The organism is Haladaptatus paucihalophilus DX253 (assembly GCF_000376445.1).
Classification (GTDB): Archaea; Halobacteriota; Halobacteria; order Halobacteriales; family Haladaptataceae; genus Haladaptatus; species Haladaptatus paucihalophilus.
On sequence record NZ_AQXI01000001.1, the window covers coordinates 920,794 to 940,904 of the forward strand.

Here is a 20,111-nt window from a genome sequence, read left to right on the forward strand (position 1 = left end):
GATATTATATTCGATACAGGAAATATTAATAAACTGAACTATTTGTGGCCGTATGGAAGTCGCAATCGTTTCCGACATGCACGTGCCCGGCCAAGCGGAGCGGATTCCCGACGCGTTTCGTGAGCACATTCGGACGGCCGATCACGTTATCCACGCTGGCGACTTCGGCTCGGAGGACGCTCTCGTCGACGTGCAGGCGCTCGCATCGGATCTGACGGCCGTTTACGGGAACGCGGATCCCAACGACATCGACCTTCCGAGTGTCGCGTCGGTGGACATCGCGGGCGTGACGTTCGTCGTCGTCCACGGCATCGTCAACCCCGTCGAACGGGCGGTTTCCAGTTCCGAGGGCGTCGTCATGAATCGCGACGATTGGTTGGACGCGATTGCCGATACGGCGCGTGCGAGGAGCGACGAACCGGTGGTCGGAATCGGCGGACACACTCACGAGGTTGAAGACACGATGCACGACGGCGTTCGACTGTTGAATCCGGGGTCGGCAACGGGGGTCGGACCGGACACCGAGGCGACGATGCTGACCGTCGAAGTCGTCGATGGGGACCTCGACGTAACTCGGCACGAAGCGTAAAAGAGAACGGACGCCAACTCGCTCGGATTACTTTTCGCTGATCGAGCCACTGGCGATATTTCGTCCCCGCGTCTTCAAACTCACCTCGCGACGCTTTCTGACCTCCTCCAACACGTCGAGTTCGATGAGTCGTTCGAATATCTCCTCTACTTTGTCCACGTCCATCCCGAGGAAGTCCGGGATTTCGAACGCGGAGACGCCGGTGTATAGCGCCATCAACACCTCCTTTTCCGTCTCCGAGAGGTCGGCACCCGACTCGCTCTGCTGTTCGCCCTTCTGAAAGAGCGACCCGAGGAGGGAACAGCGCCGCGCTTTTCCGGAGATGTACGTCTGGATGCTGGTGCTTCCCTCCGAGTGCTCGACTTCGAGGACGGTTCGAGTCTCTCCTTCCACGGTTCGCTTTGCGGTGTCCACCTGCCCGATGTCGTCGAGTTCGAGCTGGATGAAGACGCCACTGGCGACCGCGATACCGACCTCGCCGACTTCGATTTTAACCCGAGCGCGCTCCCAGTCCGTATTCTGCACCACACCACCTTTGACGGCGGGGTGCTTGACGAGAATCATCGACTGGTTCAACATCGCGCCGTACAGCTTGGCCTCGAACTCCTCGATATCTAACTGTGAGGAGACGAGAAACACGTCGCCGTCGTACTCCAAACTGACGTAATCGGAGACGCTGGCGACCGACTGGTTCACGTCGTATCGGCCGCTCATGCCGCTGATCTTGGAGAGGGGAATGGTTCGTTTCCCGCCGTTTCCGGCGAGGATGAGCCGCCGGTTCGAAAGCAGAACGCGGCCGCTCGTCCAAGCGGCGTCCTTCAGCTTGTGGCCGCCTTTCATCGCTTGGAGGAACTTCCCCCTCGTATCCGTGATTTTGTATTCGCCTTCACTCATGAGTGAGAGAGATGGAAATCGTACCCGTTAGTTCGACCCGTCGGTGAGGTCGCCAACACGGTCCGCGAGTTCACTGATTGCGGCCGTCTGTTCCATGGTGGCACCAACGATGTCTTCGGTGGCGGATTCGACCTCCTCGGTCGTATCGCGCACGTCTTCGACGGTCGCCATGACCTGTTCGACGTTGGCGGCTTGCTCGTCGTTCGCCTCCGCGACTTCCGTCACGCCGGTTGCGGCCTCGTCCACCGCGTCCGCGATTTCCTCGAGGGCGATGAGGGCGTCTTCGATCTCCTCACCCGCATAGCGGACCTGCTGGTTCGATTCTTCGACGGCGACGACGGTTTCGTTGGCCTGTGACTGGATATCTTCGATGCGACCGGCAATCTCTTCGGTGTGCTCGCGGGTCTGGTTCGCGAGTTCTTTTACCTCGTCAGCGACGACTTCGAACCCGCTTCCGGCATCGCCCGCACGGGCGGCCTCGATGTTCGCGTTCAGTGCGAGGAGGTTGGTCTGGTCGGCGACTTCCGCAATAACCTCGATGACACCCTCTATTTCTGACATCTGGGATTCGAGTTCTGTGACGGTTTCCACGAGGTCGTCGCTCATCTCGATCACGTCGTCCGTCGCTTCACGCGCGCCTTCACTGGAGCCGAGACCGCTGTCGGCGGCCGCCTTCGCCTGCTCTGCCGCGGACGCGACTTGATCGGAACTCGCCGCGACTTCCTGCATGCTCGCGCTGAAGTTCTCCATCTCGGTTGCGACGGTCGAGAGAAGCGACGTCTGTTCGTCCACGCGTTCTTCGATGGTGTGTGCGGACCCGGAAGCTTGGTCTACCGACTCGGCGAGTTCGGACGCCTGTTCGTCGACCCGGCTTGCGAGGAGTTCGAACCGTTTCCCCATGTCGTTCACTTGATCGACCACGGAGATGAGCCGGTCGTCGACCACGCCGTATTCGTCCGTGAAGTCGGCACGGGCGGACAGGTTGCCGCTCCGCATGGCGGTCAGCGTGCTTCCGAGTTCTTCGACCAATCCAGTCACGCTCTCGTGGCGACGAGCGTCTTCGGTCCGATCGTTAACCGTCTCGACCACCGCGATGAGTTCACCGTCCTGATAGAGCGGTTTGGCGGAGAAGACGATTTCACGTTCCTCCCCGTCTTTCGTCATCATGTGGCTTTCGTCGCGGTAGAGTTGATGGTCGTCCTCGTCTTGTTCGATATTGAATTCGAGGTGTGCGTTCTCCGGCACTTCGAGGATTTTATCGGCAAGCGTCTTGGCACGGCGGCCGTCGGGATAGAACGCGGTACTCGCTTGCTCCGTCCCGATGGCTTCCGCTCGCGGCGTGCTGGTCAGTTCCTCGATAGAACTGTTCCACGCAACGACTCGGTGGTTGGCATCGAGCATGAACACCGGAACGCCGATGCCATCCAGAAGCGCCTCGTCATCGACGTTGAGCTCGTCCTCATCCTCGTCTTCGTCCCCCAGCAGTGATGTTTCGTGTGCTTCCAAACCGGCCTGCATGCCCGAAACACCAGCCCAGACCCCATCCACGAGTTCGGACTCGGCTCGCACGAGTTCGTCGGAAACCGCATCGTTTCCCTCCCCGAGTCGGTGGTCGAGTCGGTCGAACGTCGCTTCGATCATCGCCTCGAATGCCGCACCGTACGTCGCGGCGAACGCCGCCCCCGGAACCGCGGCGTCCGCGTGCTTGCGACCGAGTTGGGGAGCCTCCGCGATAGCTGCCTCGGTGTTCGAGAACAACCCGTTCAGATGCTCGATTTGCGCTCGCTGCAAATCGTCACCGGCGTTCGTCCCGCCGTACACGTCCGTGATAGAATCAGTCGATATGCTGTTCTGATCGGAGACAGTAACCGACTCGTTTTGTGTCCCTCCATCGAATTTTATACGTTTTTGAGACTCACCAGACATGTCGGAACCCAGAATAGTGTCCTTTAAAACCCGGATGAGCGAGTCCGTAACCATTGTTGGCGAATCAAGACACTAGGCGAATATAAAACTTTAGTAAAATCTCAAAAGAGATAACGAGGGCGTCGAAAACGTTGACAAAACGGTGATACTATGCCCGTCCGCCGAGCTTGGAAAGTGCGGAGAACGCACGCTTTCTCACCTCTTCGTCGTCGGTGGTGTCGACCAGCGTATCGAGTCGTTCACGTGAGCGCTCTCCGCCGACTTTTCCGAGACCGAACGCGGCCATCGCTTGTGCATCCGTCGTCGCTTCCGGGTCGGAGAGGACTTCCAAAAGCGCGGTTTCGACGGACTCACCACCGATCGTCGCGAGGCTGGTGACCGCGAATTGGGCAGTCATGCCATCGTCGGCGTCCAAGACGCCGACTAACGTTTCGATGGCCTCCCACCGATGTTGCGTGCCCGTAACTCGTCCGAGCAACCACGTGGCGTTCCGGCGTTGGTGCGCTTGGGAGCCTTCCTCGATGATATCGACGAGCGAACTGACGACGACACGGTGGTCGCTCGTGCTCAACTTCTGGACCATCGTCTCGCGGAGTTCGTGACTCTGCTCCGGCGGTACGTTAGAAAGCAGTTCGATCAACGAGAACACGGCGGCCTTCCGAACCGCTTCCGATTTGTCGCCCAGCAGACCGACGAGCGCGTCGAGCGGTTTCACGCTGCCGAAGTTACCGAGCGACCCGGCGGTGATTCGTCGGACCGCTTCCGCGGGGTCGTTGAGCATCCCGAGCAGTGCAGAGAGCGCTTCGTCGCCCTCTATTCGACCCAACGCTTCGGCCGTTTCGCGCCGGACGTCGACCTCCTCGTCGGTCCGCCGCTCGGCGAGATGCGACACGGCCCGCTTATCCTCGAGTCGCCCCAGCGCACGCGCAACGCGTGCACGAACCCGAGGGTCCGGGTCGGGGAGTCGACGAATCAGGTCCTCCGTCGCCGACCTGCTGCCGATTCGTCCGAGGACGTTTGCGGCGGCCATTCTAAGCTCCGGTTGATCGGACGTGAGCGCATCCGTAAGTTCCTCCGCTCGTGCCCACTCCGCTTTGCTACCGCTGATCTCCTCGCCAACGATTGCGCTGATGAGTTGTTCGACCGCTTCGCGCTGGTCGAGAGCGTCGATAGCGGCGGCTCGAACCGCACCGTTCGAATCGTCCTGTGCGGCCGTGGTCAGTGAATCAACAACTTCATCGTCCGGAACGTCGAGGTCGCCAAGGATTTCCGCGGCTCGCTGTCGGACGGTGTCGTTGTTGCTCTCGCTAAGCAACGTGACGAGGCGTTCGGCGTCTGCCTCTTTTTCGAGAGTGAACAGCGATGTCACGGGTTGGAATTACCGTACTGAATGAAAAACCTACCTTTCCGACAAGGAGTCGATACGCTCCGCTAGGCAATATGGCGTCGATAAAAGAAAGGGAAAAATCGTTTAGACCGTCACCGCGCTCTCTTGCGAGAGCGACTGCGGGATGCTTGCGCGGTAGAGGGTGACTGCACCGTACTGCGTGGTGAGTCGGAGTTCAACCGTCTGACCTTCACTGAGTCCGTAGACGCCGGACCCCGAGATTGCGGTTGCGTTCATTGTGATGGTGAAGCGGTCGTCCTGACTGTTAAGGACCGGCACGGAGTCATCCGTGTCCTTGATGGATGAGACGCTGAAGTTACCGGCATCGGCGGTATCGCTTTTCGTCAGCGTCGTGGCCGTGTTCGGGCCGATCCACTCGATAGTGGCCGTCGAGAGGTTGATGTCGTCCGAACCGGAACCGCGCATGACCGTCAGGTTGATTTCGTCAACGGTTTCGACGCCATTCGTAGCATCGTAGTCACCCGAGCTATTGAGGAGCGTCACGTTCCCGAAGCCGGAGACGACTTCGACGCGGTTGGACACCTGTGCCGTACTGTCTTGGCCCGTCTGTTCGGATTTCGACTGGAGGAAGCCCGCCGTGTTGATGAGCACGCCCGCCGCGATTGCGGCGACCAATACCATGGCGATGAACACGATGAGCGTCCCGATGCCGACCTGACCTCGATTGTTGAGGCGTTGTTGGATTGCGTCTTTCATTCTAATTACCTTAGACTGTCACCGCGCTTTCCTGCGAGAGCGACTGCGGGATGTTCGCGCGGTAGAGGGTGACTGCACCGTACTGCGTGGTGAGCTTGAGTTCGACCGTCTGACCTTCCTGCAGCGACTGGGCGCTGATCGCCGTCGCGTTCATCGAGATAGTGAAGCGGTCGTCCTGACTGTTGAGGACCGGCGCGGATGCATCCTCGTCCTTGATGTCAGAGACGTTGAAGTAGTTGCTACTTCCGGGCGTACCAGTTCCGGCGCTAGTTGCGTCAGCCTGGGACATATTCCCGGCGACCAACGTCTTCGCCTTGTTCGGACCGATCCACTCGATAGTGGCCGTCGAGAGGTTGATGTCGTCCGAACCGGAACCGCGCATGACCGTCAGGTTGATGTAGTCAACCTGTTCGTTATTTGTTACGTTCCCGAAGCCGGAAACGACTTCCACGCGGTTGGACACCTGTGCTGTACTGTCTTGACCCGTCTGCTCGGATTTCGACTGGAGGAAGCCCGCCGTGTTGATGAGCACGCCCGCCGCGATTGCGGCGACCAATACCATCGCGATGAACACGATGAGCGTCCCGATACCGACCTGACCTCTGTTGTTGAGGCGCTCTTGAATTGCGTCTTTCATGATTTCTCACTTCATGTCCGACCCGATATGTATCACGGTTCGGACGCTATGCGGAACGAATCAAAGGACCGTATTAAAACTACGTATCCAATTATCAGGCATGATATCGAATTTAGACGGCTCCAAACCAAAGAATACGCCCAATATTGTCGAGTAAAAATAGCTACTTGTGAGAATATGTCATCTAGACATGATTGAAAATATTATGAATAGAAATCCGATGATCGAGAACAAATAGTTAACCGACAACAAGAATCGGATGCCTTCGAAATCGTAGATGAACGCACTGACGGTCGTCGCGAGGGCCGCCGCGACGACGAGGGTAAAGCCGATCGAGAGATGGAACAGCGTCCGGCGACCGGTTCGTCGGTACGCGCGAACCGCGAATGCGACCATCGATAGTCCCGCGATAGCAAGTGTGACGCTAAAAACACCATAGAGAAGCTCTATCGTCTGCATGTTAGCGCTCCTTCAAGTCACGCCACACGTCGACCAGCGCGTTTTCGACCTCGGGCCGATTCTCGATGGACACGTCGATACCGTCACGCTGAAACGAAATCGCAACGGCATCGATGTCACGCCGGTACACCTTCGTTCGACGTCCCTCGTTCGAGAATTCCCGTCCGGTCAGTTCGAGTAGGTTCGCTTCCGTGAGTTCTTCGATTCGTCGGTAGCTCGTCGCTATCGGGATACCGAGTTCGTCGCTTAGCTCCTGTGCGGATTTCGGCTCGTGTGTTGCGTCGAGTATTTCGGCATTATATTTGTTGCCGAGAACTCTCAGCAGTTCCACAGACCCCATCGGTTATCGACTTTGATAACCAGACCATAAAAAGATACCGTCACCGTTCCTCTAGAAACTTATCATGAGAAAATTTGAATTGTAGAGAGCTGCACTCGACGGAAAAGCGAATCTCCCTCGACAGCCGTCGGCGGAACAGTAAAGTGGACTCCAACAGGAGAACCAGTCATGTCAAAAACTGTTTCTGCGTTGCAGGTGTTGGTCTTCCGACTTGAAGACAAACAGTACTGTATCGATATAGCACATATCGACGAAATTGTCGATAGACACGAATTGACTAAGCTTCCCGATTCGAAGCCGCACGTCGAAGGCGTCATGGACCTCCGTGGCACGACGACGACTATCGTCAATCCGAAGACGGTGCTCGGATTGTCCGGCTCGGGGACCGGGAACCGCGTTATCGTCTTCGAGACGGAGGACGAACGGAGCATCGGGTGGGTCATCGACGAGGTGAATCAGGTCATCAGTCTGGACGATGTAGAGGTGGACGAGTCGGTCGAGAGCCAGTCGGTTCACGGCGTCATTCGACAGGACGGCGAGTTCATCATCTGGGTAAAGCCCTCCGCAATCAACGTCTGAGAGTGACAGGTCGCAACGAACTCGAGGGTCTCGTCTCATCCCGTTCTACCGTGCCCATTTGCCGCCGGTTTCCGCATCGAGCGCGACTTTTCGTAGATGGGCGGTACCCGATATCGGTAGGTCCGTCCGCTCGACGAATTGCTTCCCGGGTCAGCGACTCGAAAGTAGTGAAACCGTAATCGTGAGCACCGAACGTTTTCCGAAGTCTATCGCTGGTACGACCGGTGTTCGGCCCGGCGGCGAGAATCGCGGGTACGACCATCTTGGCGGGTCCTAAGACCGTCCTTCGTCGTGGTCAGTATGCGTATAACAAAGAGGCAAAACGGGTATTCGTAATTACCGTTCAACCCCCGATGCCGGACACCGGGGGGAGCTGAACACAGCAGAGGCGAGTTACCTATGAGATTCCCGAACGCTAGACGAACAGTCTATCGAAGTCGCACCGTCCATCGGAACAAACACCAGCTATCGCTTCGTCGGCAATGAGTGACAACAACTTCTCGGAGGTATTCGGCTAATGTGTGGTATCATCGCCCGAGTTGGCGAAACGAAAGACGCTGTGGACGAACTGCTCGTCGGTCTCGAAAACCTCGAATATCGGGGCTACGATTCGGCCGGGCTGGCCGTGAAAAACGGCAGTGGTCCCGCGGTCTTCAAACGCGAAGGACAGATTTCCCACCTGAAGGACATGCTGATAGACGAGGTGCCTGCGGGCGGACTCGGTATCGGTCACACACGGTGGAGTACGCACGGTCCGCCGACCGACGAAAACGCACACCCGCACACCGGTTGCGCCGGGCAGGTCGCCGTCGTTCACAACGGCATCATCGAGAACTACGAATCGCTCCGGGCGGAGCTTTCGGACCGCGGTCATACGTTCGAGAGCGACACCGACACCGAAGTGATTCCCCATCTCGTCGAGGAGCACCTCGACCGAGGGGCGACGCCGGAACAGGCGTTCCGACGGACTATCCGTCGGCTCTCGGGAAGCTACGCCGTCGCGATGTTGGTCGAGGGAAGCGACGCGGTGTACGCGACTCGCTCGGGGTCGCCGCTCGTCCTCGGCGTCCAGGACGGCACGTACTTCCTCGCAAGTGACGTTCCCGCGTTTCTGGATTTCACCGACGACGTGATATTCCTCGACGACGGGGATGTCGTCGTTATCGAACCGGGCGGCCACGAGATAACGAAACTCGACGGCACGCCGGTCGAACGAGCCGTCCAGACCGTCGATTGGGACCCCCAAGACGCCGGGAAGGGTGGCTACGAGCACTACATGCTCAAGGAGATTCACGAGCAACCGACGGCGCTTCGTCAGACGCTTCGAGGACGTATCGAACACGTCACTGGCGACATCTCCCTTGAGGACTTCCCGGAGGGGACGTTCGACGGAATTCGGCGCGTCCAGTTCGTCGCCTGCGGGACGTCCTACCACGCCGGGCTCGCCGGAAGCCACTTCATCGAGAGTCGCGGCGTCCCGTCGCAGACGTTCCTCGCCAGCGAGTACGCCGTCTCGACGCCACCGGTCGACGACGAAACGCTCGTTATCGGCGTCACGCAGAGCGGCGAAACCGCTGATACCCTTTCGGCGTTGCGACGTGCGAACGCGAGCGGCGCACGGACGCTCGCACTGACGAACGTCATCGGTTCGACCGCCGCCCGCGAGTGCGACGATGCACTGTTCATCCGCGCCGGTCCGGAGATCGGCGTCGCCGCCACGAAGACGTTCTCCTCACAGGTCGCGTCGGTGTCCCTCCTCGGCGAACGAATCGTCCGGGACGTCGTTGGCCATCGGAGCGAGGACATCGAAGCGGTGTTGTCCGCATTCGCCGACCTTCCCGACCACGTTCAACAAATCCTCGACTTCACGAAGGCCCATCGTATCGCGAAACGGTATCACGACAGCGATGCCTACTTCTTCATCGGCCGCGGGACGGCTTTCCCGGTCGCGTTGGAAGGGGCGCTCAAATTCAAGGAGATATCGTACGAACACGCGGAGGGCTTCGCGGCGGGCGAGTTGAAACACGGACCGTTGGCGTTGGTAACGCCGACGACCCCGGTATTCGCGGTGTTCGACGGCCAGAACGACGAAAAGACGCTCAGCAACGTCAAGGAAGTAGAGGCCCGTGGCGCACCGGTTATCGCGGTCACGAGCGATGCAAACGAGACGGTTTCCCAGCACGTGGATGACGTGTTAACGATTCCGGACACGCATCCCGACGTGGCGGGGGTCCTCGCCAACGTGCAATTGCAACTGCTCTCGTACCACGCTGCTGCCCTGCTCGACAGACCCATCGACAAACCACGCAACCTAGCGAAGAGCGTGACTGTCGAATGAGGCGGTCGGGTAATCCTCGCTTACCCACCAGAACGAAACTGAACGGTCGGCGCGGTTTAATCGCAGTCCGACCGCATTTTCGACACATATGAACGCCGTCGTCCTCTCTCTCGACGCCGAACTCGCATGGGGGTATCACGACTTCGAAGAGGTACCCGAACACGTCGAGAGCGCTCGCACATCGTGGTCGCGGCTCCTCGCACTGTTCGACGAGTTCAACGTCCCGGCCACGTGGGCCGTCGTTGGCCATCTCTTTCTCGACTCGTGTGACGGCACACATGCGGGGCATCCGACGTCGACCGGCGACTGGTTCGACCGAGACCCCGGCGGCGTTGCGGCACAACACCCGCTCTGGTTCGGCGACGGACTCGTCGATTCCATCGTCGATGCCGACGCGAACCACGAAATCGGCTGCCATACGTTCTCCCACGTCGAGTTCGGTGACGAGGAAACCGACCGCGAGGTGGCCGTCGCGGAAGCACGGACGGGGTTGGAGGTGGCGGACGATGCGGGACACACCCTCGAATCGTTCGTCTTTCCGCGGAACAACATCGGCCACCGGGACGTGCTCGCCGCCTACGGCTTCACCTGCTACCGCGGCGAAAGACCGGAACTCTGGTACGACGGGTCGCGCTTCGACTCGCTGGGTAAGCTCATCGACCTGACCGTGAGCAAGACGAACCCGCCGCTGGTCGACCCCGAGGTGGACGAGTACGGACTGGTGAACATCCCCGCGTCGATGTTCCTGTTCGGCTACGAGGGACGGGTTCGGACCGTCACGGAACGGCTCTGGGACGACCCGCTCGTCCGGTCGGCCAAACGGGGCATCGACCGCGCCGCCGACGCCGAGGACGGGATTTTCCACCTCTGGATGCACCCGAACAACTTCACGGAGGAGCGGGATTTCGAGCGGTTGCGAACCATCCTCGAACACCTCGCCGCCCGGCGCGACGAGGCCAGACTGCAAGTCCGGACGATGGGGGACGTCGCCGGTGAGATTCGCGGTGTCGACCCCGCGACGACGCGGACGCCCATCGGTCCGCGGTAACCGTTCGGTGGGTTCGCTTTTCGCGGATGCGTTTTCACGGCTTCCCAGCGGCGCGTCGGTCGGGACTGCGCGGATGTGGCTGACGCTATCGACACCGACCACTTTTCGGGGGCGAGTACGGTCGCGGCTCGCTTCGCTCGCCGTCCCCGGTGCGATGACTTCGAGCGTCGTTCGTTGTTCGCATCCGGCGGCCGGTCACGCACACCCATCCCGACGAATCGACGAGGAAAATTTCGAGTAGACCGAGCCGGAACGCCTGAAATCAGCCCATAACAAAGCGAATCCCGGTGGTGAATCCGAGAGAGCCACGGGCAGGCATCTGCCCCGGCAACGATAACCTATGTCGATGGAAACTGCGAGCCCGGAGCGGGCGTTCGTCCTCGGACTGGACGGCGTCCCATGGGATTTGATTCGCCGATGGACAGGGGAAGGAAAGCTACCGAACTTCGCTCGGTTGCTCGAAGAGGGGGCCGCCGGACCGCTCACGAGCACGACACCGGACGCGACGCCGCTCGCGTGGCCGACGATCGCCACGGGTGTATGGCCCGACAAGCACGGGCTGTACGGCTTTCAGCATCTGGAGAAGGGGTACACCCACCGAATGAACACCAGTGCGGACGTTCGTCGGCCGGAACTCTGGGACATCATCTCGCCCGCCGTCGTCGGCAACGTTCCGATGACCTACCCGGCGAGCGACATCGACGGGTCGCTCGTCACGGGGATGATGACGCCGGAGATGGACGACGGATTTACCCACCCGCCCGAACTCGCGGACGAAATCAAAGACACCATCTCCGACTATCGAATCGGACTGTCGTGGGACGAGTACCGCGACCGCCCCGACGAGTTCCGCGAGGAACTGTCGAAACTGCTCGACACGCGGCGGACCCTGATGCGACGGCTGATGGAGGAAGACTGGCGCCTGTTCTTTTTCGTCTACACCGCGCCGGACCGCCTCCAGCACCTCATTTGGGAGGACGACGTGCTCCTCGAACACTACCGCGAACTCGACGCCATCCTCGGCGAGGTGATGGAGTACCTCGAATCCCGCGATGCGGTGTTGTTCGTCGTCTCCGACCACGGCTTCGGCCCGATTTCGCGGTTCGTCTTCCTCAACACGCTCCTCGAACGCGAGAACCTGCTGATGCGGAAGAGCGGCGACGGAACGCGGGGGACGCTCGCCAAAGTCGGGTTGACGAAGGACCGCATCGAGGGGTTGATCTCTCGCCTCGGCATCAACGAGAAGACGCTCATCGAACACCTACCGCGGCAACTGGTCGATTCGGTCGCCGGCCACGTTCCCGGAGACCACAACCTCTACGACGTCGATTTCAGCGAGACGGTCGCGTTCGCTCACGGGTCGGGTAACGTCTACGTCAACGACACCATGCGATTCGACCCCGGCGTCGTCTCGCCATCTGACGTACCCGCACTCAAGGAGGACCTCCGTTCGTTGTTCGAGGGGTTGACCGACCCCGAAACGGACGAGGAGGCGTTGAACGTCTACGACGGCGACGAACTGTTCCCGACCGACCCCTACTCGCCAGACCTCGTGGTGAAGGGCGACGAGGAGTACGAGACGGCGGTGTCGCTGACGCGCTCGGTGTTCTCCGACAGTGGCAGCAAAGTCGCCAGCCACCGTCCCGAGGGAATCTTCTTCGCGTGGGGAGCGAGCGTCGAGGCCGAATCGACGCCCACCGACGCGACCGTCGCGGACGTGGCGCCGACGCTTCTTCACTCCCTCGACGAAGCGGTTCCGTCTGACGCCGACGGTCGCGTCCTAAAGGAGATATTCCACTCGCGGTCGAAACCCGGTCGCCGCGCCGTTTCACAGCGTGATTACGGCGATTCCGAGTCCTCCGATGCCGTCGAAGCGGACTTCGACGACGTGGAGGACAGACTCCGCGGACTGGGGTATATGGAATGACCGAGGGTTCCGCTTCGACACCTCGAACGGCACCACGCGACCGAACGATTCTCATTACGGGCGGTGCGGGCTTCGTCGGCAGTCACCTCGCCGAGTCCCTCGCACGCGACAACGACGTTCGAATCCTCGACGATTTCTCCACCGGAAAGCGCGGCAACGTCCCGGCGGACGCCACGCTCATCGAGGGCGACGTCCGCGACCCGGAAGCCGTCGCCGAAGCGATGGCCGACGTCGATATCGTCTTTCACGAGGCCGCGATGGTCAGCGTCTCCCGGTCGGTCGAACACCCGCTTCGAAGCCACGCCGTCACCGGAAACGGTTCCCTGGTCGTCCTCGACCGCGCCCGGCGCGAGGATGCACGCGTCGTCCTCGCCTCCAGCGCCGCGGTGTACGGCCACCCCGACGCCGTTCCGGTCGTCGAATCCGAGCACAAGCGACCCACCTCGCCGTACGGCATCGACAAGCTGACCGCCGACCAGTACGCCCGCCGATTTTCGGACCTCTACGGGATTGAGACGGTCACCCTCCGCTACTTCAACGTCTACGGCCCGCGCCAGAACCCGGAGTACAGCGCGGTCGTCCGAACCTTCCTCGACCAAGCGCGCCGAGGCGAGGACATCACCATCCAAGGCGACGGCACCCAAACCCGCGATTTCGTCCACGTGGACGACGTGGTGCAGGCGAACTGCCGCGCCGCCACGACCGACCGGACCGGCGAAGCGTTCAACGTCGGTACCGGCGAAAGCGTTACGATTCGAGAGCTCGCCGAGACGATTCGTTCGGTCACCGACTCCTCCTCGGATATCGTTCACACCGACCCCAGACCGGGCGACATCGACCACAGCAGGGCGGACATTACGAAGGCGAGAACCGCACTCGGCTACGAACCGACCGTCTCGTTGTCAGACGGCCTCGCCGAACTGGTCGAAGGACCGACGGTCTGATCGACGCCTTTCGAGCGGTTCAGGGACGCCATAACAAAGTTACTCTCGCTCCTCGTAAGGAGTGTGGAAGGGTGGCTCAGTGGTAGAGCACCACCGACTCGTCGGTGGGAGCTTGATAGGCTTCGCGTGGTTCGAATCCCGCCCCTTCCGTTTTTGCGAGGAACGGACGTGACGAGAAAAATCGAACGCGGGGATTCGAATCCTGCCAGCGGCACGCCCGCGCACGTCGAACGTCAGTGAGACGAGCAGGAACCGTTGGCTTCGGTTCGAATCCCGCCCCTTCCGTTTTTGCGAGGAACGGACGTGACGAGAAAAATCGAACGCGGGGATTTGAAGTAAACGAATCACAGCCTCAACACCGACCTCGACGTGATGGGTACACTGTGAAATACTGTTTTCGTCTCAAATTCTACTAAATGCCAATGTGTGACACTGATTGCTACTAAAAAGTACTAAATAGTACTATTTCCTATTTTGCGCGGCGTCCCGGGGGCGAAACCGCTCGGTCGAACGAAACGGGAGCACGGCGGCGACCAACTCGACGCGGCGACGACCGCTGAAGGCGACCGCTCCGGTGACGCTTCGCGTCACCGTCGCTCACCGCCGCGCGGTTTCCGTCTCCGTTTCTCCGGTTCCCGTTCCTCAGCCAGTGCTGTCGGTGCCGACCTCCGCATCGACGACCCCCGCTCACTTCGTTCGCGGGGACAGCGGCGGCGGGCGAGTCTGTAAACTCGCCCGCCGCCCGGTCCACCACCGTATCATCGCCCTCGTCCGGTGTGCCATCGACTTCGATGGGAGCCACAGCGGAAGGAAAGCGGGCCGATCGGTCACCATCGCGGCGACCGGTCGGCCATTCGTCGAGCGGTCGAGCCTTCGTCGAAACTAGGACGGGCGACCGACCGAACGGGACGAAAAGAGTCGGCTGTGACGGTCGCTCACGACAACACGGCGACGACGCGGCGGAGGTCGAGCAGGCCGCTCACTGTTGCGAGTCCGGCCCAGACCGCTCCGCCGAGCAGCACGACGGCGACGAGCGAGAGCGGGCCGGAGACGAACGGGAGGGCGGCGAAGACGACGGCGGACATGGCGAGCGTGATACCGAAGACGAACGCGACGTGGCGGAGCAGGCGCGAAACCGACAGGTCGAGTTCGTGGTGCACGACGTAGAGGTTGACCAGCACGTACACCGAGTGGGTGGCGACGGTGGCCCACGCCGCGCCGACCGCGCCGAGCGAGGGGATGAGGACGAGGTTGAGCGCGAAGTTGGCCGCCGAGGTCGCGCCCTTGGCCCACGCCCGCTCCCGCGCTCTCCCGAGGTAGTCCAGCGCGTCGCTGGTGATCAGGGTCACGGCTTCGAGGACGACGTAGCCGGAGAACACCTGCACGACGGGAACCGCCCCGGCGTACTTATCGCCGAACACCAGCGTCACCGCGGGTCCGGCAACGAGCACCAACCCGGCGGCGGCGGGGACGTAGAGGAGGAGCGTGTGCCGGAACGTCGTCTCGTAGAGGCGCGCGGCGGCGGTCCGTGCGTCCTCCGCCTTCTGCTCGCCGTAGGTCGGCGAGATGGTGAACCCGAGGGAGGCCGCGGGTGCCTGAATGAACGTGGCGATGTTCTTGGCGAGGTAGTAGTAGCTGACCGCGACCGGTCCAACGATGGCTCCGACGAGGATGGTGTCGATGCGCTTGTCGAGGACGTTCGCGCCTTGGGTCGCCGTGAGCGGAACGCTGTACCGGAGGACGCGCCGCGAGAGTCCGTCATCGGGCGCGTCAGCGCTGTCGATGGTCGCGTAAAACTTCCAGTAGAGGACCCCGAGTCCGACGACCGTCGCCAGTCCGTAGCTCACGACGTAGCCGAGGAGCGCCCCGCCAGCGCCGCCGAAGACGAGGACGCCGACGACGACGAAGACGATGAGGCTCGCGCTTCCGGTCGCCCGCGTCACGGCGCTCCACGTCACCTTGTTGAACCCTTGGAACACGACGACGGCGAACGTCGAGAGAGAATAGAACGCGATGTACGCCCCGCCGAAGGTCATCAGCGGCGCGAGGTCGGGTTGGTTGACGAGGCGGGCGATGGTCCCGGAAAAGAGGGTGAACGCCGCGGCCACGACGACGACGGCGGCGAGTCGGTATCGAAGCGCGGCGCGAAGGACGTAGGGCACCTGTCCCGGGTCGTTCTCGCGGTATTCGGTAACGTACCGGGCCGCCGACTTCGAGGTGCCGAGGTCGGCGAACAGCCCCGCGACCCCGAACACCGCGAGCGCGCTGCCGAGGATACCGTACTCGGTGGGGGTGAGCAGGAATCGGGTGAGGACCAGCACCAGCAATCCGTTCGAGGCGATGTGAATCGTTCGGGCGCCCAGCGTCGCTTTGAAACCGCGTGCGAATGATTTTGCGTCCATTATCGGCTGCCTCCGTGGTGTCGTCCGTGCGTCTGGTGTCGTCGGTTCGTCATCGGATGTAGTAGAGGTCGAACCCGCCGCCTGACTGCACCCGGTTCACGCCGGGGCGACTCTCCAACGTTCGGAACCCCTTCTTCGGGAACCGAAGTCCGCGATAGACGGCCAGTTCGCGCTCCCGTGCGGCCTGCGTCACCGGCAGATAGCGCGGGCCGTCGAAGACCCGCTTCAGTCGAGCGGCGGTGAAGTTCTCCTCGGTGGCGTTGTAGTTGCCGTATATCCCCTCCCCACGGAACTCGGCGTCCCGGCTCCGCTCGAACCCGAGGATCGCGTCGGAGTACCGTTCACCCGGCGCTCGAAGCCCCGTGAACGTCGCGTCTCCGCGGTGGGATATCGCCGCCGAAAAGCCCGTCATCTCGCCGTCCGATACCTGCCCGGACGGCTGGTACATGTACGGCGAGTGGAAGACGGTCAGCAACGAGAGGACGAGCATGACCGCGAACAGCACCGCCGCGACCGCGCCGAGCCCCCCGTCGGGGCGCACCGGAAGTTTGGTCCCGAGCGCGCCCACGCCGCGGGCGAACGCGACGCCGCCGAGCATGGTGATTGGAACCATGATGAACCCGAGGACGCGGAAGTGGAACTGGCCGTAACTGGCGGCCAAGAAGGCCACGAAGAGGATGCCCAGCGGGAAGGTACCGACCGCGATGTACTTGCTGAACGCGCTGGCGTCGGTCCCGCGGACGCGGTTGAACAACCCGCCGAGCATGAAGAACCCGGCGATGACGAGGAAGACGAAGCTAACGAGAAAGAGCTTCAGGAACAGCAGTTTGATGCTGCCGCCGAGTTGCGAGAGGCTCGCGGCCGCGTGGGCGGAGTCGGCACCCGCGGTCGGGTCCGAGAGGAGGCTGCTGATGAGCGCCTTCACCGCCCCGCCCGAGCGCTGATGGAACGGGGACCACGCGAGGAACATCGCCGTGAGGAAGAACGTCTGTGCGTACAGCGGGCGATGTCGAGCGATGGCGTGTTCGTCGTGGAACAGTCGGTACAGGAACTGCACGAAGACGACCCCGCCGAACAGCAGGATGAGGTTGGCGGCCTGCTGTGGATGGACGAAAACGATGGCGAGCGAGGACAGCGCGAGGAGCGCTCCGGCCCCGGTTCCGAACAGCGGGACTCCCCGCGGGTTCGTCGCGGTGACGTACTTCGCCACGAGGTAGATGACCAGCGGGAGGAACAGTATCGCTTGCGAGGTCGGGTGGGGCATGACGAAGACGCTGATGGCGTTTATCGGGAGCAACAGGAACCCGGCGAGCGCCGCGTAGGTGACCGACCGGTCGTCGTCCACCACGACGCTCACGCCCAAGGGAACGAACAGCAGGTAGACGAGGACGAACGCGGAGACCATCACGAGCATGGCTCGCGCGAGCGGAACCCCCGTCGCTTCGTGAACGACGATGGCTATCGTGTGCGTCCCGGGGTAGAGCAGGTCGTAGGTGGGCATCGCGCCCGAAAGGATGTCCTTCGTCCAGCCGAGGTGCGTCAGCGAGTCCCCCGGCCCGTAGAAGTGATAGCCCCTGATGAGCGGAAGCGACGCGACGGAGAGGACAGTCGTCCCGCCGAGGACGAGTCCGAGCGAGCGGTACCAGTCGGGCGTGGACACCGCGACTCCGACCCCGAGGAAGAGTGCGATGCCCGAGCCGACCCAAAAGAGGAGCGGCGTCGCTCGGTAGATCGAGAGTTCGTAGGCTCGCGCTGGCGAATCGTGTGCGATGAAAACGCCGACGGCGAGCGCGCAGAACCCGAGAACGAGCGCCGCCTTTTCCGGTCGGTGTGCGAACGTACGTGCCATTTAGTCGTCACCAGCGTCGCCGGATTCACCCTTTGTTATAGACCGCCTGATTGGTACCGGCCCGAATGAGGAGGTCGGTGGCGAACCCGGCGACGTCGATTTTGTCCGCGAGCAAGCGTTCGCGGCGGCGACGGAACGTGTCGTGGTTCGCCGTTCGGACGAGCGACTTCGCCTTCTCGACCGCCTGCCGGTCGTCCGCCGTCGAATAAAGCAACCCGTACTCCGCGAGTTCGAGGAAGTTCGTCATGTCGTCCCGCCCGGCGAACGACTGGGCGCGCACGGACGGCGTGCCGAGGACGGCCGCCTCGGTCGCCATCGTCGCCGAATCGCCGACGTAGAGGTCGGCGAACGCGAGCAGGTCGTGGACCAGATGGGGCGGGACGGGAAGCTGGTACGACGCGAACTCCTCGGGCAAGTCGGATTCGCTGGAGACGTACAGGTCGCCGTGGTCCGCGAGGAACGACACGAGGTCACGCTTGGCCTCGTGAGAGAACCCCGCCTCGCCCACGTCGTGAAGGGCCGACCACTCCCGGAACCGAACGAAGAAGTACGGGTCGGTCGGCTCGATGCCGTACTCCCGAAGACGGTCCGGGTCGGGCGAAAACCGGTTCGGGTGGAGGTACGCGAGTTCGTGGAACCCGTCGTAGCGCACGTGCCCGTCGCCGAAGTCGTCCCGGAACCGCTGGGGCGTACAGACGATGTGGGCGAGCGGCGTCATGATGCGATGGGACTGGACGCCTTCGTTGTCTATCCAGACGACGCTTCGCGACCCGACCAGCGGCGCGACGTGCGAGACGGCCACGCCGCCGATGGCCGTCATCACGTCGGGTCGGATGCGGAGCGCCTCCCGGAATAGCCGGGCCTCGTAGGTCGCTTGCACCCGCGCGAGTTCGGTTATCGAATCGGCGGTTCCCGCGAGGACGGTGTGGTCGATGTCGTACTGTTCGAGGAGCGACAGCGCGATGTCCTTGTCGCGGGCGAAGACGAACACCTCGTGGCCGCGTTGCTGCAGCGCGGAGATGATTCCCCGATAGAAGTGGACGTGGGCCGGATGCTGGATGGTGATGATGATTCGCATCAGACGACGGATTCGTAAACCGCGTGAATTCGTTCTCCCATGCGTTCGAGGCTGATGTCGCGGACGTTCTCGCGGCCGTTCGAGCGGCGCGGCGAGGAGAGCACGTCCACCAGCCCGGCGACGAGTTCGTCGTCAGACTGGCAGACGTGCGACGGCGAGACGTCCGCGATGCGTTCGGCCACGTCGCCGACGTCGGTCGTCACGACCGGCACGTTGCAGGCCATCGCCTCCTTGACGGAGTTCGGCGACCCCTCGCTCTTGGAGGGGAGCAAGAGCACGTCCGCCGCGTTGTAGTAGGTGGACATCTCGTCGTGGGGTACCCCGTACACGCTCTGGAGTTCGACGAGGCCGTCCACCTGCTTCGCGGCGGCCGTGACCACGCGCTCCGCCCGCGGGAAGTCCTTTACCTCGCGCGTCGGCGGGTAGGGAAAGAGGACGTGTTTGGCGTCCCGACTCCACCCGACTGCATCGCGCGCCTCGTCCTTCGGTTGGGGTGAGAACCGCGAGAGGTTGATTCCGTGGGGGATGACGTGACACGGGGCGTCGAGTTCCGCCGCCATCGCGTCCGACATGACGATGACCGCATCGCAGTGACGTGCACAGCGTTTGCTCAACCAACCGTACTCGCCGAGCAGGTCCGACCCCCACAGCGAGAGCACGACGGGCAGTCGAAGTTGTGCCAGCGCCATCGGCGCGGTCAACCCGTAGTTCGCGTGTATCAGGTCGTAGTCTCCGATGGAGTTCCGGAGGACCGTCGGGAGGAATCGCAGGTAATCCGTCGGCGTCCGGCGCGTGACCGATTCGCGGGCACGGTGGGTTCCCGGCGGCGCGAGTGTCTCTCCGTGGACGCCGCGCTCCGCGAGAACCCGCAGTTGTTCGTTGTAAAAGCGGGCGTCTGTATTCGTCACGAGGTTCAGCACCTGCAGTGACTCCTGCTGGGTGCTAGTCCTCGGCTGTGAAGTTCCTCTCGACACGTTGCCGAAGTCGATGGCCGAGT

The 20,111-nt window shown here is 62.0% G+C and carries 18 protein-coding genes and 1 tRNA gene; 8 read left to right on the forward strand and 11 right to left on the reverse strand.

Translation table 11 applies throughout. The features are described 5' to 3' along the window. Positions 1–52: 52 nt before the first annotated feature. Positions 53–589 carry a metallophosphoesterase family protein gene (locus B208_RS0105270; protein ID WP_007977484.1) on the forward strand — a complete coding sequence of 179 codons (537 nt, stop codon included), beginning with the start codon at positions 53–55 and terminating at the stop codon, positions 587–589. A 27-nt stretch (positions 590–616) separates the two neighbouring features. Here B208_RS0105270 and B208_RS0105275 read toward each other — a convergent pair whose 3' ends face one another. The 7 genes from B208_RS0105275 to B208_RS0105305 form a co-directional block, all read right to left on the reverse strand. After that, complete coding sequence (locus B208_RS0105275; RefSeq protein ID WP_007977486.1) at positions 617–1,483, reverse strand: CheF family chemotaxis protein; 867 nt, start codon at positions 1,481–1,483, stop codon at positions 617–619. Between the two features lie 27 nt (positions 1,484–1,510). Next, positions 1,511–3,304 carry a methyl-accepting chemotaxis protein gene (locus tag B208_RS0105280; protein ID WP_007977488.1) on the reverse strand — a complete coding sequence of 598 codons (1,794 nt, stop codon included), beginning with the start codon at positions 3,302–3,304 and terminating at the stop codon, positions 1,511–1,513. Between the two features lie 253 nt (positions 3,305–3,557). After that, complete coding sequence (locus B208_RS0105285; RefSeq protein WP_007977492.1) at positions 3,558–4,778, reverse strand: HEAT repeat domain-containing protein; 1,221 nt, start codon at positions 4,776–4,778, stop codon at positions 3,558–3,560. A gap of 102 nt (positions 4,779–4,880) precedes the next feature. Continuing rightward, positions 4,881–5,513 carry an archaellin/type IV pilin N-terminal domain-containing protein gene (locus B208_RS0105290; protein WP_007977493.1) on the reverse strand — a complete coding sequence of 211 codons (633 nt, stop codon included), beginning with the start codon at positions 5,511–5,513 and terminating at the stop codon, positions 4,881–4,883. Positions 5,514–5,523: 10 nt separating this feature from the next. Further along, entirely contained in the window at positions 5,524–6,150 is a 627-nt protein-coding gene (locus tag B208_RS0105295; protein ID WP_007977494.1) for an archaellin/type IV pilin N-terminal domain-containing protein, read from the reverse strand. 180 nt (positions 6,151–6,330) lie between these two features. Next, positions 6,331–6,609 (reverse strand): DUF7521 family protein, encoded by a 279-nt coding sequence (locus B208_RS0105300; RefSeq protein ID WP_018128752.1) that lies wholly within the window; start codon positions 6,607–6,609, stop codon positions 6,331–6,333. 1 nt (position 6,610) lies between these two features. Further along, positions 6,611–6,949, reverse strand: coding sequence for an ArsR/SmtB family transcription factor (locus tag B208_RS0105305; protein WP_026177744.1), 339 nt, complete (start codon positions 6,947–6,949; stop codon positions 6,611–6,613). Positions 6,950–7,117: 168 nt separating this feature from the next. On the opposite strand from B208_RS0105305, the gene B208_RS0105310 reads away from it, so the two are divergent. The 7 genes from B208_RS0105310 to B208_RS0105345 all read left to right on the forward strand — a co-directional run bounded on the left by B208_RS0105310 (position 7,118) and on the right by B208_RS0105345 (position 14,671). Next, positions 7,118–7,528, forward strand: coding sequence for a chemotaxis protein CheW (locus B208_RS0105310; RefSeq protein ID WP_026177745.1), 411 nt, complete (start codon positions 7,118–7,120; stop codon positions 7,526–7,528). 517 nt (positions 7,529–8,045) lie between these two features. After that, on the forward strand, positions 8,046–9,866 hold the full coding sequence (glmS, locus tag B208_RS0105320) for a glutamine--fructose-6-phosphate transaminase (isomerizing) (protein ID WP_007977500.1): 1,821 nt from the start codon (positions 8,046–8,048) through the stop codon (positions 9,864–9,866). An 88-nt stretch (positions 9,867–9,954) separates the two neighbouring features. Beyond that, on the forward strand, positions 9,955–10,914 hold the full coding sequence (locus tag B208_RS0105325; RefSeq protein ID WP_007977502.1) for a polysaccharide deacetylase family protein: 960 nt from the start codon (positions 9,955–9,957) through the stop codon (positions 10,912–10,914). 340 nt (positions 10,915–11,254) lie between these two features. Next, positions 11,255–12,841, forward strand: a complete 1,587-nt coding sequence (locus B208_RS0105330; RefSeq protein ID WP_007977504.1) for an alkaline phosphatase family protein — start codon at positions 11,255–11,257, stop codon at positions 12,839–12,841. After that, positions 12,838–13,785, forward strand: coding sequence for an NAD-dependent epimerase/dehydratase family protein (locus tag B208_RS0105335; RefSeq protein WP_007977505.1), 948 nt, complete (start codon positions 12,838–12,840; stop codon positions 13,783–13,785). Before B208_RS0105330 ends, B208_RS0105335 begins: the two co-directional genes overlap by 4 nt. A 65-nt stretch (positions 13,786–13,850) precedes the next feature. After that, positions 13,851–13,935: transfer RNA gene (locus tag B208_RS0105340), tRNA-OTHER, on the forward strand. Between the two features lie 424 nt (positions 13,936–14,359). Beyond that, positions 14,360–14,671, forward strand: a complete 312-nt coding sequence (locus tag B208_RS0105345) for a hypothetical protein (RefSeq protein WP_007977506.1) — start codon at positions 14,360–14,362, stop codon at positions 14,669–14,671. Between the two features lie 49 nt (positions 14,672–14,720). Here B208_RS0105345 and B208_RS0105350 read toward each other — a convergent pair whose 3' ends face one another. The 4 genes from B208_RS0105350 to B208_RS0105365 are packed head-to-tail and all read right to left on the reverse strand — an operon-like array spanning position 14,721 to position 20,034. Beyond that, the gene (locus tag B208_RS0105350) at positions 14,721–16,187 is read right to left on the reverse strand and encodes an oligosaccharide flippase family protein (protein WP_007977507.1); all 1,467 of its coding nucleotides are present in this window, start codon (positions 16,185–16,187) and stop codon (positions 14,721–14,723) included. Positions 16,188–16,236: 49 nt separating this feature from the next. Continuing rightward, a complete protein-coding gene (locus B208_RS0105355; protein WP_007977508.1) occupies positions 16,237–18,036 on the reverse strand; it encodes a hypothetical protein in 1,800 nt (599 codons plus the stop codon). A gap of 25 nt (positions 18,037–18,061) precedes the next feature. After that, entirely contained in the window at positions 18,062–19,114 is a 1,053-nt protein-coding gene (locus tag B208_RS0105360; protein WP_007977509.1) for a DUF354 domain-containing protein, read from the reverse strand. Beyond that, the gene (locus tag B208_RS0105365; protein ID WP_007977511.1) at positions 19,114–20,034 is read right to left on the reverse strand and encodes a glycosyltransferase; all 921 of its coding nucleotides are present in this window, start codon (positions 20,032–20,034) and stop codon (positions 19,114–19,116) included. The genes B208_RS0105360 and B208_RS0105365 overlap by 1 nt, the downstream gene beginning before the upstream one ends. Positions 20,035–20,111: the final 77 nt, after the last annotated feature.

Coding starts and splice junctions, on each gene's coding strand:
- glmS (WP_007977500.1), top strand. CDS start 8,046: ATGTGTGGTATCATCGCCCGAGTTGGCGAAACGAAAGACGCTGTGGAC.
- B208_RS0105295 (WP_007977494.1), bottom strand. CDS start 6,150: ATGAAAGACGCAATTCAAGAGCGCCTCAACAACAGAGGTCAGGTCGGT.
- B208_RS0105325 (WP_007977502.1), top strand. CDS start 9,955: ATGAACGCCGTCGTCCTCTCTCTCGACGCCGAACTCGCATGGGGGTAT.
- B208_RS0105360 (WP_007977509.1), bottom strand. CDS start 19,114: ATGCGAATCATCATCACCATCCAGCATCCGGCCCACGTCCACTTCTAT.
- B208_RS0105355 (WP_007977508.1), bottom strand. CDS start 18,036: ATGGCACGTACGTTCGCACACCGACCGGAAAAGGCGGCGCTCGTTCTC.
- B208_RS0105305 (WP_026177744.1), bottom strand. CDS start 6,949: ATGGGGTCTGTGGAACTGCTGAGAGTTCTCGGCAACAAATATAATGCC.
- B208_RS0105330 (WP_007977504.1), top strand. CDS start 11,255: ATGTCGATGGAAACTGCGAGCCCGGAGCGGGCGTTCGTCCTCGGACTG.
- B208_RS0105275 (WP_007977486.1), bottom strand. CDS start 1,483: ATGAGTGAAGGCGAATACAAAATCACGGATACGAGGGGGAAGTTCCTC.
- B208_RS0105300 (WP_018128752.1), bottom strand. CDS start 6,609: ATGCAGACGATAGAGCTTCTCTATGGTGTTTTTAGCGTCACACTTGCT.
- B208_RS0105310 (WP_026177745.1), top strand. CDS start 7,118: ATGTCAAAAACTGTTTCTGCGTTGCAGGTGTTGGTCTTCCGACTTGAA.
- B208_RS0105350 (WP_007977507.1), bottom strand. CDS start 16,187: ATGGACGCAAAATCATTCGCACGCGGTTTCAAAGCGACGCTGGGCGCC.
- B208_RS0105270 (WP_007977484.1), top strand. CDS start 53: ATGGAAGTCGCAATCGTTTCCGACATGCACGTGCCCGGCCAAGCGGAG.
- B208_RS0105335 (WP_007977505.1), top strand. CDS start 12,838: ATGACCGAGGGTTCCGCTTCGACACCTCGAACGGCACCACGCGACCGA.
- B208_RS0105290 (WP_007977493.1), bottom strand. CDS start 5,513: ATGAAAGACGCAATCCAACAACGCCTCAACAATCGAGGTCAGGTCGGC.